This window comes from Saccharopolyspora sp. 7B (assembly GCF_020177435.1).
GTDB classification, from domain to species: Bacteria; Actinomycetota; Actinomycetes; order Mycobacteriales; family Pseudonocardiaceae; genus Saccharopolyspora_C; species Saccharopolyspora_C gregorii.
Genome location: NZ_JAIUKC010000107.1, coordinates 14,482 through 26,484 on the forward strand (window position 1 = coordinate 14,482; position 12,003 = coordinate 26,484).

General features: G+C 72.3%; 10 protein-coding genes. 3 read left to right on the forward strand and 7 right to left on the reverse strand.

Annotation, left to right across the window (positions count from 1 at the left end):
• Nucleotides 1–233: 233 nt before the first annotated feature.
• The 3 genes from LCD33_RS17375 to LCD33_RS17385 form a co-directional block, all read right to left on the reverse strand.
• Entirely contained in the window at nucleotides 234–1,037 is an 804-nt protein-coding gene (locus LCD33_RS17375; RefSeq protein ID WP_224956522.1) for a siderophore-interacting protein, read from the reverse strand.
• A 17-nt stretch (nucleotides 1,038–1,054) separates the two neighbouring features.
• On the reverse strand, nucleotides 1,055–1,963 hold the full coding sequence (locus tag LCD33_RS17380) for a PDR/VanB family oxidoreductase (protein ID WP_224956521.1): 909 nt from the start codon (nucleotides 1,961–1,963) through the stop codon (nucleotides 1,055–1,057).
• 247 nt (nucleotides 1,964–2,210) lie between these two features.
• Nucleotides 2,211–2,903 (reverse strand): SDR family NAD(P)-dependent oxidoreductase, encoded by a 693-nt coding sequence (locus LCD33_RS17385; protein ID WP_224967275.1) that lies wholly within the window; start codon nucleotides 2,901–2,903, stop codon nucleotides 2,211–2,213.
• A 101-nt stretch (nucleotides 2,904–3,004) separates the two neighbouring features.
• Between LCD33_RS17385 and LCD33_RS17390 the strand changes: the two genes are divergently transcribed.
• Nucleotides 3,005–3,841, forward strand: coding sequence for a helix-turn-helix transcriptional regulator (locus LCD33_RS17390; protein WP_224967276.1), 837 nt, complete (start codon nucleotides 3,005–3,007; stop codon nucleotides 3,839–3,841).
• A gap of 65 nt (nucleotides 3,842–3,906) precedes the next feature.
• On the opposite strand, the gene LCD33_RS17395 is transcribed toward LCD33_RS17390, so the two are convergent.
• The 4 genes from LCD33_RS17395 to LCD33_RS17410 all read right to left on the reverse strand — a co-directional run bounded on the left by LCD33_RS17395 (nucleotide 3,907) and on the right by LCD33_RS17410 (nucleotide 9,798).
• A complete protein-coding gene (locus LCD33_RS17395) occupies nucleotides 3,907–4,686 on the reverse strand; it encodes an MBL fold metallo-hydrolase (protein ID WP_224967277.1) in 780 nt (259 codons plus the stop codon).
• A 402-nt stretch (nucleotides 4,687–5,088) separates the two neighbouring features.
• Nucleotides 5,089–6,639, reverse strand: a complete 1,551-nt coding sequence (locus LCD33_RS17400) for a GMC family oxidoreductase (protein ID WP_224956517.1) — start codon at nucleotides 6,637–6,639, stop codon at nucleotides 5,089–5,091.
• A gap of 20 nt (nucleotides 6,640–6,659) precedes the next feature.
• The gene (locus LCD33_RS17405; protein ID WP_224956515.1) at nucleotides 6,660–8,201 is read right to left on the reverse strand and encodes an APC family permease; all 1,542 of its coding nucleotides are present in this window, start codon (nucleotides 8,199–8,201) and stop codon (nucleotides 6,660–6,662) included.
• 106 nt (nucleotides 8,202–8,307) lie between these two features.
• Nucleotides 8,308–9,798 carry an aldehyde dehydrogenase family protein gene (locus LCD33_RS17410; protein ID WP_224967278.1) on the reverse strand — a complete coding sequence of 497 codons (1,491 nt, stop codon included), beginning with the start codon at nucleotides 9,796–9,798 and terminating at the stop codon, nucleotides 8,308–8,310.
• Between the two features lie 286 nt (nucleotides 9,799–10,084).
• On the opposite strand from LCD33_RS17410, the gene LCD33_RS17415 reads away from it, so the two are divergent.
• Together LCD33_RS17415 and LCD33_RS17420 are read left to right on the forward strand one after the other, a co-directional pair.
• Entirely contained in the window at nucleotides 10,085–10,654 is a 570-nt protein-coding gene (locus LCD33_RS17415; protein WP_224956511.1) for a TetR/AcrR family transcriptional regulator, read from the forward strand.
• A 327-nt stretch (nucleotides 10,655–10,981) separates the two neighbouring features.
• Complete coding sequence (locus LCD33_RS17420) at nucleotides 10,982–11,944, forward strand: cellulose-binding protein (RefSeq protein ID WP_224956509.1); 963 nt, start codon at nucleotides 10,982–10,984, stop codon at nucleotides 11,942–11,944.
• Nucleotides 11,945–12,003: the final 59 nt, after the last annotated feature.

Genomic DNA, 12,003 nt, shown 5'->3' on the forward strand with positions numbered 1-12,003 from the left:
CCGATGATCCGGCGGGTCCGGCGATCCAACGGGTCCGGCGGACCGGCGACCCGGTGCCCGGCGACCCGGTGCCCGGCGGACCGGTGCCCGGCGGACCGGTGCCCGGCGGACCGGTGCCCGACGGACCGGTGCCCGACGGACCGGCGACCTGGTGCCCGACGGACCCGGTGCCCCCGGTGGACCCCAGCGCCCTGCGGACCCCGGCGACCCGGGGCGCGCCGCGGCCGGGCACCTCAGCCCGGGCTGGAGCGGCCGTGGCGCCAGTAGCCGAAGAACGCAATGTCCTGCTTCGGCATCCCGTGCTCCTGGACCAGGTGCCTGCGCAGGCCGGTGGCGAGCTTCGACTCGCCCGCCACCCACGCGTAGCCGCGGCCCGGCCCCGGCGACCACTCCTTCGCCGCGGCGAGCGCCAGCACCCCGGGCACGTCCCCGGAGCCGTCCCGGGCCACCCAGCGCACCCGCGCGCCCGGGGGCGCGGTGACGTCGGAGCGGATGTCGGCGGTCTCGGGAACTTCCAGCACCACGTCGGCGCGCAGGTCGTCGGGGGCGTGTTCGAGGATCGCGAGGATCGCGGGGACCGCGCTCTCGTCGCCGACGAGCAGCTGGTGCCGCGCGTCGTCCGGCGGCAGGTAGCTGACGCCGATGTCGAAGATCCCGGCCGGGTCGCCGGGCCGCGCGCGGCGAGCCCAGTCGGCGGCGGGGGCGTCGTCGTGCAGCGCGAACTCGACGTCGACCTCGCCGCGTTCGGGGCGCCTGCGGCGGATCGTGTAGTTGCGCACCCACGGGCGGCGGGTCTTCGGCAGCAGGAGCAGCTCGGCCATCCACGCGTTCCCGGAGCTGGTGGGCATCCGCAGCCGGTCCTGGCCTTCGCGCGGGAAGAACAGCCGGACCGCCTGGTCGTGGCCGCCGTGGTCGAGGTGTTCGAGCTCGGGGCCGCCGAGGGTGAGGGTGGCGAAGTTCGGCGAGGTGGCGGTGTTCGCCAGCACCTCCACCGTGATCATCGTGCGGTGTTCGGGCGTGCGGATCTTGGGCAGCACGAGTTCGTCCCTTCTGTTCAGAGATCCACGGAGAGGTGGTGGGACGACGCTCGGGACACGCAGGGGTACATCGTGCCGGGTGCGGCGCCGATGTCGTCGCGGTGTTCGGGCTCGCCGGTGAGGACGACGAGTTCGCAGCTGCCGCAGACCCCTTCGCGGCAGCCGCTCGGCACCGGGTGCCCGGCGTGGTGCAACGCGTCGAGCATCGACTCGTCGGCGGCGACCCGGACGCTGTCCCCGGAGCGGGCGCAGTGCACCTGGAACTCCGCGTTCGGGGCGAAGGTCCTGGTGGCGGGGCGGAAGCGTTCGACGTGCAGCCGGTCGGCGGGGAACGCGGCTTCGGCCGCGGTGAGCATCGCGTCGGGGCCGCAGCAGTACACCAGCGCGTCCGGACCGAGGTCGGCGGCCAGCGCGGCGAGGTCGGGCCGCCCGTCGGCCGCGGTGGCGACGATCCGGACCCGGTCGCCGTGCGCGGCGGCGAGCTCGGTGGCGAACGGCATGCTCGCGGTGCTGCGGCCCGCGTACACCAGCCGCGCGGTGGCCCCGGCCGCGAGCGCGGCGCGCAGCATCGGCGCGATCGGGGTGATGCCGATGCCGCCTGCCAGGAACAGGTACTCGGGGGCGGGCAGCAGCGGGAAGTTGTTGCGCGGCGGGGAGACCGCCACGGTGCGCCCTTCGCGCAGGAACAGGTGGACGTACTCCGAGCCGCCGCGGCTGAGCGGGTCGTGGCGCACCGCGATGCGGTAGCGGCCGCGGTCGGCCGGGTCGCCGCACAGCGAGTACTGCCGGGTCAGCAGGTTCGGCAGCGCCAGGTCCACGTGCGCGCCCGGGGTCCAGGGGGCGAGCGGGCCGTCCGCGCCGCGCAGCACGAGGGAGACGACGTCGTCGGCGACCCGCTCCACGCGGTCGAGGATCGGGTGCTGCACGGATGGACCACCTTGCCGAGTGCGGTTCGCAGCGCGCCTTCGCGACGCCGGTGGCCTACGTACGTGCAGGTCACAGCTCGATTATGAGCAATTGTTCGCTTCGGGCGCTACTCGCTTTCCGGCCGCCGGACCCGAGATGCCGCAGTGGGCGGCGAACGGCGCTCCGGGCCGCGCGAACAGCCGCGCGGCATCCCGGCCGAGCTCGCCCGGACCCGGGATCCCGCGACGGCTGCTCGCGTTTCGCCCGTCACCAGGGGAGCGAGCCGTGCACGTCGAAGTAGCCGCCGGTGGGACCGTGCTGATCGAGCTGCGCCATCCGCACGATGATCTCGGCGCCCTCCTCGACGGTCTGCGTGCCGCGGTGGTCGTTCAGGTCGGTCGCGGTGAAGCCCGGTTCGACGCTGTTGATCCGCATGTGCGGGAACGCCTTGGCGTACTGCACGGTGATCATGTTGACCGCGGACTTCGACGCCGGGTAGGCGAGGCCCGGGTACCCGTGCGTCGGCGTCCCCGGGGTGCTGACGAGGGTCGTCGAGGCGAGCCCGCTGCTCACGTTCACCACGACCGGATTCGCGGACGCGTGCAGCAGCGGCAGGAACGCGTGGCTGACGCGCAGGGTGCCGAACACGTTCGTCTCGAACAGCGGCCGCATCAGGTCGGCCGTGACCTCGGCGGTGGGCGTCGGACCGTCCTCGATGCCGGCGTTGTTGACGAGCACGTCGAGCCCGCCGTCGGCTCCGATGGTCTCGGCGGCGGCGGCGACGGACGCGTCGTCGGTGATGTCGAGCACGAGGGGCCGTGCTCCGATCCGCTCCGCGGCCCGCCGCCCGCGTTCCGGATCACGAGCGGCGGCGTACACGGTGTGGCCCGCTTCGACGAGCCGGCGTGCGGTTTCGCGGCCGAGGCCCTTGTTGGCCCCGGTGATGAGTGTCGTCGTCATGCCTCCACGTTCGGCCCGGCCGCCGGGTCCTGCCAGGAGTCCGGTCTTCCTGGGACCACCAGTGCCAGGTGGCCCGGCGCGGATCGGCGCACAGTGGAGGCATGGCGACGGAGGAGTTCGGGCGGGCGGTGCGGCGCTGGCGCGATCGGGTGTCCCCGGAGTCGGCGGGACTGCCCGCCGGTGGCCCGCGGCGAGCCGCGGGACTGCGCCGCGAAGAGCTGGCGCTGCTGGCCGGGATCTCGGTGGACTACGTGACCCGCCTCGAACAGGGCCGGGCGCGCAACCCGTCGGAGCAGGTCGTGGAGGCGCTGGGCCGGGCGTTGCGGCTGTCCGGGCCGGAGCGCGAGCACCTGTTCCAGGTCGCCGGTCTCGTACCGCCGGGACGCGACGTGGTCCCCGCCCGGATCCCGCCCGGCGTGCAGCGGATGCTGGACCGGCTGGCGGGGACTCCGGTCGCGGTGTTCGACGCCGCGTGGACGATGCTGCTGGCGAATCCCCTGTACGCGGCGTTGATGGGGGATCCGTCGGGATGGCGCGGCCACGAGCGCAACGCGGTGTGGCGCAACCTGGTGGGCCCGGGCGGCCGGGTCCGCCACACCCCGCGGGCTCGCCGCGAGTTCGAGGCCGCGCTGGTCGCCGACCTGCGCACCACGGCGGGCAGATACCCGGCGGACCCGCGGTTGCGCGACCTGATCGCGCAGCTGCACCGGCGCAGCGACCGGTTCGCCGAGCTCTGGGATTCCGGCGCGGTGGCCGAGCACGACGCCTCCCGCAAGACGGTCGACCACCCGCGCGTCGGTCCGATCACGCTGGACTGCGACGTGCTCGGCGTCGCGGGCGCCGACCTGCGCATCATGGTCTACACGGCTGATCCCGGCACGGAGGACGCCGACCGGCTCGCACTGCTGGCGGTACTCGGCACCCAGACCGTGTCCTAGCGGCGCCGCGGGCGAGCGGGCGCGGGCCCCGGCCGCGCAGCACGGGTTCCCGGCCGCCGGACCGGTCAGGACCGCAGCCGCGCGAAGATCTCCGGGTCGTGAGCGCAGATCAGGTCCACGTCGGGTTCGGCGCCCGCGTGCAGTTCGGCGAGGCGGGCGTGGTTCGCCCGCACCTGCCGGAGGTCGTGCGCCACCGAGGTCTCCAGCAGCCGCAGCGCGATCGGCACCGGCGCGCTCCCGTCCAGGGTGCCGCGGTGGTAGAACGCGTCCCCGGCGTGCAGCACCCACCGATCGCCCGCCTGCACCGCGACCGCCGCGTGCCCGCGGGTGTGGCCGGGCAGCGCGATCAGCACGAGGCCGGGCGCGATGCCGGTGAGCTCCTGCGCGGCTGGGAATCCGCGCCAGGATTCGCCGCCGGTGCCGTGCTCCACCAGCCGCGGGCCGTGCGCCCACTGCACGGCCCGGAACCGCAGCCGCTCCTTGCGGGACGGCGAGTGCAGCGCGCCCGCCGCCTCCGCCGCGGTCAGGTGCACCCGGGCGTGCGGGAAGTCGGTGAGCCCGCCCGCGTGGTCCATGTCGAAGTGGGTGAGCACCACGTGCCGCACGTCCTCGCGGCGGAAGCCGAGCCGCTCCACCTGGTGCGCGGCGGTCTCCTCGGCGCGCAGCGCGGGCCGCACCACGTGCCGGAACGCGCCCAGCCGCCGCGCCGGGTCGGCGATGTCGGCGAGCCCGAAACCGGTGTCCACCAGCACCAGACCCGCCTCGGTCTCCACCAGCAGCACGTGGCACACCAGCGGCGCTCCGGGCAGGTTCAGAGTGCCGCAGTTGAGGTGGTGCACTCGCACGTTTTCTCCTTGAGCACTCGGTTTGCGGGGTGGGGCGGGTGGCGGAACCTCAGCTGCTTCCTCGCTGCGGGATCGTTTTCACAGGTGGCTCCGCCACATGAGAAAACGCTGTCCTCGCGAGGAAGCAGCTGAGAACCCGCGGGTGGTCCGGCTGCTCTGGTGGTCTCCGCTCAGCGGCTTCGCCGCTGACAGGAAGACACCGGCGGTTCTGCCGGGCAGGTTCGGCCGCGGGCCGTCGGGTGATCAACAACCTACCGCTCGTAGAGGTCGGTCGGGTGTGGCGGTCCGTCGTGGTTGGGTGCCGGGGCCGCTTCTTCGCGGCGGACCTGGCCGCGGGGTGAAGCGCGAACGGTCCCTCCGGGACGGGGGACCGGAGGGACCGTTCGCATGCGGGAGGCGCGGTTACGCGTTGTCCTCCTTGAGCATGTCCGAGCACTTCTCCCCGATGGCCATCGTGGTGATGTTCGGGTTCACCGCCACCAGGAACGGCATCGCCGAGGCGTCCGCGACCCGCAGGCCCTCGACCCCCTTGACCCGCAGCCGCGCGTCCAGCGGCTTGCTCGGGTCGTCGTCGGCGCCCATCGGCACCGAGGCCGCCGGGTGGTAGACGGTGTTGTGCGTCTTGCGGATGTAGTCGGCGATCTCGTCGTCGGTGCGCACCTCCGGCCCGGGGTGCAGCTCGGCACCGGCCCAGCCCGCCATCGCCTGCTGCGAGACGATCTTGCGGGCGAGCTTGATGCCCTCGGTCATCACCCGGATGTCGTGCTCGTCGGTGAAGTACCGCGGGTCGACGCGCGGCTTGTCCCGGAAGTCCCGGGTGCGCAGCCGCACCGTGCCGATGGACCGGCTGCGGGTGACGTTCGGCGTCAGGCAGAAGCCGTTCTCCGTCGTCGGGTAGCCCTGCCGCGCGGTGTGCATGTCGAACGGCACCGAGCCGTAGTGGAACATCAGGTCCGGCCGGTCCAGGCCCGGTTCGGTGGTGGTGAAGATGCCGATCTCCCACCACTGCGTCGATTCCGTCGGCATCGGCTGCTTCGCGTCCCAGCCGATGACGCCCTCCGGGTGGTCCTGGAGGTTGGAGCCGACGCCGGGGGAGTCGACCAGCACGTCCACCCCGACCTCGCGCAGGTGCTCGGCCGGGCCGATGCCGGAGAGCATCAGCAGCTTCGGGGTGTCGATCGCACCGGTGGACAGCACCACCTCTCGCCGCGCCCGCACCGTGCGGGTGTGGATCAGGTCCGGGTCGAGGTAGGCGACGCCGGTGGCGCGCTTGCCGTCGAACACGACCTTCTTGGCGCGCACCTCGGTGCGCACCTCCAGGTTCGGGCGCTCGCCGATGATCGGGTGCAGGTAGGACACCGAGGACGAGGAGCGGGTGCCGTCCTCGCGGGCGTTGATCTGGAACCAGTTCGCGCCGTGGGTGACCGTCTTGCCCGAGTTGAACTCGGTGATCGGGATGCCCGCCTGCTCGCAGGCCTGCAGCAGCGCCGCGCCCGACGGGTCCTTCGGCGGCACGCTGCGGATCGTCACCGGGCCGCTCCGGCCGTGGTGGTCCCCGGGCCCGTCGTTGGTCTCCAGCCGCTTGTACAGCGGGAAGACGTCCTTCGCGCCCCAGCCGGTGGCGCCCAGCGACTCCCACTCGTCGAGGTCCTCGGCCGGTGCCCAGAACGCGATGCACGAGTTGTGCGAGGAGCAGCCGCCGAGCACCCGGGCGCGGGCGTGGCGCATGTAGGAGTTGCCCTGCTCCTGCGGCTCCACCAGGTAGTCCCAGTCGTAGCCGGATTCCAGCAGCGCCATCCAGCGGTCCAGTTCCAGGATCGCCTTGTCGCCCACGTCGGACGGCCCGGCTTCCAACAGGCACACCGTGGTGTCCGGGTCCTCGGACAGGCGCGCGGCGACCGCTGCTCCGGCGCTGCCGCCTCCGACGACCACGTAGTCGAATTCCTCGGTCATGCTCACAGCTCCGTTTCCGCTCAGGACAAGGCCGGTTTCGGGTCGGGGTCTTCGTCGGCGGCGGCCGCCGCGTGGTCGGCGAGCACGCCGATGCGGTGCCGCTGGACGAACCAGTAGTAGGCGAAGCCGCCGGCGGCGGCGATGCCGACGAACAGCACCGAGCTCCACTGCAGGTACCAGTGGAACGGCGGTTCGGCGTTGTAGACCTCGTTGCGCGGCCAGGCCAGGTTGATCGTCATGCCGGTGCCCCACAGCACGGCCGCGATGTTCACCGGCAGGCCCCAGCGGCCCAGCGAGAACCGCCCCTCCTGCTTCGCCGAGGACCACCGGCCGCGCAGCCGCGCCACCAGCATCGGGATCGTCACCAGCAGGTACGAGATGTAGATCAGGATGATCGCCAGGCTGGTCACCGCGGAGAAGATCTGCGGCTGCCCGATGTTGACCACCAGCAGCGCCACCGCGATCACGCCGATCACGACCGCGGGCACCACCGGCGTCTGGAACCGGGGGCTGACCCGCGCCAGCTTGGACCCGCCGGGCAACGCGTTGTCCCTGGCCATCGCGAACGCGATGCGGATCGCCGCGGTGTGCACCGCCAGCACGCACACCGTGATCGCCACGAACACCACCAGCAGGAACAACCGGCCCACCAGCGGCCCGAGCGCGTCGGTGAGCACGAACTGGAGCCCGTCCTCGGTGAGCTGCGGCGCGGTCAGGTCGCGGGCGGCCATCAGCGCCAGCAGGATGATCAGCCCGCCGAGCACGAACGACGCGATCAGCGACCGCAGGATCGCCTTCGGCGCGTTGCGGTGCGGGTCGATGGACTCCTCGCCGAGCGAGGAGGCGGTGTCGAAGCCGTACATGACGTACGAGGACGCGATCGCCGCGACCAGGAACGCGCCCAGGTAGCCGCTGCCGCCGTAGGCCGCGCCGGTGCCCTGGGTGTCGAGCACGACGTCCGGCCCGCGGGTGGCGAACACCGCCAGCACCAGGATGAGCACCACCGCGGCGATCAGCTCGATCGCCACGCCCGCGCTGTTGATCCGGGCCATCAGCTTCACGCCGAACGCGTTGATCAGCGTGGTGAACACGATCAGCGCGGTCGCCAGCAGCACGCCGTTGGCGGCCTGGCTGGTGCCGGTGCCGTCACCGACGACCTGGAAGGCGCCCCAGATCTGCGGCAGCGTGTGCTGGTAGGCCAGCGCGGTCGCCGCGATCGAGACGATGGAGGCCAGCAGCATCATCCAGCCCGCCAGCCAGGCGACGTGCTTGCCGCCGAGCCGCTTCGACCAGTTGTAGATCGAACCGGCGATGGGGTAGTGCGAAGCCAGCTCCGCGAAGCTCAACGCCACCATCAGCTGCCCGAGGAACACCATCGGCCAGGACCACCAGTAGGCGGGGCCGCCGAAGGACAGGCCGAAGTACGACAGCTGGAAGGTGCCGGTCAGCACCGAGATGTAGCTGATTCCCGCGGCGAACGTGTGGAACGAACCGAGGGATCTCTTCAGTTTGTTGGTGTAGCCGAACTCGCTGAGCTCGGCGTCACCGGAGGGCGCGCTCATGCCCGAACTCCTTTCCCGCGCCCGCCCCCGCCGCAGCGGCGGGGGAGGACAGCGGGTGGTCGTCTGCGCAGATCAAGTAGGACGTGACGTGTCCTGGCCCGCCCGGTCAACGGCCGTCGAACCACCGCGGCGGGGTCGGGCGCAGGTTCTGGTGGATGTGCTTGGCCTCCTGGTACTCGCCCAGCCCGGCGCGGCCGAGTTCGCGGCCCACGCCGGATTGCTTGAACCCGCCCCATTCGGCCTGGGGCAGGTAAGGGTGGAAGTCGTTGATCCACACGGTGCCGTGGCGGAGCCGGTGCGCGACGCGCTGCGCCTTGCTCACGTCGGAGCTGAACACCGCGCCCGCCAGGCCGTAGTGGGTGTCGTTGGCGATGCGCACCGCGTCGTCCTCGTCGGTGAACCGCTCCACGGTCAGCACCGGGCCGAAGGACTCCTCGACGACGGCGTACGAGCCCTGCCGCACCTCGTCCAGCACGGTCGGCAGGTAGTAGTGCCCGTCGCGGTACTGCTCGCCCTCGGGGCGGCGGCCGCCGGTGCGCAGCACGGCGCCCTCCTCGACGGCCTTCGCGACGTAGGCCGACACCTTCTCCAGGTGCGCGGCGGAGATCAGCGGCCCGGTCTCGGCGTCGGCGTCGAACGGCCCGCCGAGGCGGATCCGCTCGGCGCGGCGCACCACCTCGTCGACGAACCGGTCGTGGATCTCGTCCTGCACGATCAGCCGCGCCCCGGCGGAGCAGACCTGGCCGGAGTGCAGGAACACCGCCATCAGGGCGTAGTCGACGGCGGTGTCGAAGTCGGCGTCGGCGAACACCACGTTGGGGTTCTTGCCGCCGAGTTCGAGGGCGACCTTCTTCACCGTGGCGGCCGCCGCGGCGGCGACCTTGCGGCCGGTGTGCAGGCCGCCGGTGAACGACACCAGGTCGATGTCGGGGTGCTCGGACAGCACCGAGCCGACCTCGGCGCCGGTGCCCAGCACCAGGTTGCCGACGCCCGCGGGCAACCCGGCCTCGGTGAGCGCGCGCATCAGCAGGACCGCGGTGCTCGGGGTCAGCTCGCTGGGCTTGAGCACGAAGGTGTCGCCCGCGGCGATGGCGGGAGCCACCTTCCACGCGACCTGCAGCAACGGGTAGTTCCAGGGCGTGATCATGCCGCAGACGCCGACGGGTTCGTAGCGCACGCGGCTGAACGAGTCGGGCGAACCGGTGTCGATGACGCTGCCGCCGTCGGTGCCGGCGATCTTGCCGAAGTACCGGAAGCAGGCGGCGATGTCGTCCATGTCGTATTCGCTCTCCACCAGCCGCTTGCCGGTGTCGCCGGACTCGGCGCGGGCGAACTCGTCCTTGTCGCGGACCAGGATGTCGGCGACCCGCAGCAGCAGGTCACCGCGCTCCCAGGCGGAGGTGTCCGGCCAGGTTCCGTCGTCGAAGGCGCGGCGGGCGGCCCGCACGGCGCGTTCGGTGTCGCCGCGGTCGCCCTCGGACACGGTGGTCACGAGGGTGCCGTCGGCGGGGCTGCGGATCTCGCGGACCCCGCCCGCGGCGGCGGGCTGCCAGGTTCCGTCGATGAACAGCGTGTTCGGTCCTTCGGTGTTCGACATGGGTGTCCCTGCTGTTCCTTCGTCCGTACGGGTCTCGACTGCGGCGCGTGGTCGCGCGGGCCGCCGGTGGGGGCGGCGGGAGCCGGGGTGGGTCGCTCTCGGCCGGTGCTCGGCGGACCGGCTGCGTTGCCGGGGGACACTAGCACCGGCTGTGTACATCTGTACATCATCGCGGGTTCCGGTCCGCCGGATCGCGCGTTCCCCGGCGCGATGACCAGTGCCGACACCAGCAGGGTGACCTGGCCCGCAACGTCCCGCGAATCCCGCGCATGGCAGGCTGGGGGCCATGTCGACGACGGAGTCCGCGCCGCGCCGCAAAGATCCGGCCAGGCGGGAGCGCATCGCCCGCGCGGCGATCACCGTCGTCGCCGAGCGCGGCATCGAGAAGCTCACCCACCGCGCCGTCGCCGCCGCCGCCGAGGTGCCGCTGGGCTCCACCACCTACTACTTCCGCACCCTCGACGACCTGCTCGCCGAGGCGCTGCGGCACTCCGCGCAGGACGACGTGGCCGAGCTGCGGGCCTGGGCCGCCGCCATCGACGGCGGCGCCGAGCTGGCCACCGCGCTCGGTGACCTGGTGCTGCGCTACCTCGGCCCGCACCGCACCCGCACCGTCGTGCAGCACGAGCTCTACATCGCCGCGCTGCACCGCCCGGCCCTCGCGCACGTGAGCACCGAATGGGACGCGGCGCTGGTCGAGCTGTTCACCTCCTATACCGATCCTGTTACCGGGAGGGCACTTTCGGCGGTATTCTGCGGGCTGCTGCTGCAGGGCATCGTCCGCGAGTCGGTGCCGAGTCGAGACGAAATCGAAACCACTTTTCGGCGGGTGCTGCTTCCAATCGGAAATCGCTGACACAGCAACGACTTCCGGCCCCGCCGCGCCGGGCTGCCCCGCGGTTTTCCCACCGGTATCGGAAATTCGATCAGTTGATCTTATGCGCGTTCCGGGTGAACAATGGAGCGCAGCGATCCGTTTTTCGCCAGCACCCGCCGGGTGACCGGACAGGGCAATGTCGTCCCAGCAGAGTCGTCGTGCTGATGTCCGGGTTTCCGCCGGTTCCCCCCGGCGGAGCACGTCCACGGGTGATCCACCGGCGTGGAACGGACATTGCCGCGTCGGGGCGTGGCTCGCTCCCAGCAGGACAACTGATGATCAACACATTCTCAGTGGGGTGAGACCGTGGGCTACCACAACGAAGATCGTGAGCTGGTGCCGCTGAAGTCCGATTTCGACACCGTCTGGTACGGCTACCGCCGATCCCAGGTGCGCTTCTACATCCAGCAGACCGATGCCGAGGTGCGCATGCTCACCGAGGACCGGGACGCCGCGCTCAGCCAGGTCGACGACCTGTCGCAGCAGCTGGAACAGGCGCGATCCGAGATCGAGGCGCTGCGCGCCCAGTTCGACGAGGTCTGCAAGCAGCCCGTCGAAGAGGCCGGTCTGTCCGACCGGCTGCGCCGCATGGTGCGGCTGGCCCACGACGAGGCCGAGGAGGTCGTCTCCTCCGCGCAGGCCGCCGCCGAGCACGAGTGGGCCCGCGCCGAGCAGTCCGCCGCCGAGCTGCGCGCCCGCTACGAGAACCTCGTCGCCGAAGCCGACCAGTGGCGCAGGCAGTCCGAGACGCAGCGCAACGAGGCGCTCGCCGAGACCCGCCGCGACATCCAGCGCATGGCCCGCGAAGCCGAAGCGCACCGGCGCAAGCTCGACCACGACGCCGAGGCGCGCCGCACCCAGGTGGAGAACGACTTCGAGATCTCCATGGCGGCCCGCCGCGACGAGGCGAACCGCGTCCAGGCCGAGCGCGAGCAGCGCAGCCGCGACGAGGCCCGCCGCCGCGTCCTGGAAGCCACCGCCGAAGCCGAACGCCGCATCCGCCGCGCCGACGAGCACTCCGACGCGATGCTGCGGATGCGCCAGGACCTCGCGAAGCGGGTCCGGGCCGCGCAGCAGATCATGGCCGACGCGGAACCCTTCCTCGGCGACGTCGAAGCGGGCGCGCTGACCGAGGACTCCGACGCCTACGCCGCGAGCGTGGTGCACGGCGGCCTGCTGGCGGACGACCCGGAGGTCGAGGTCCCGCGCCAGCGCGCCAAGCCGGCGCCCGCCGAGGCCGAAGCGGAATCCGCCGTCGTCAGCGGCTGATCCGGCAGCGCAACCGCCGGGCCCGGGGCCGCGCGACCCGGTCCCGGCGAGCGCGGGGC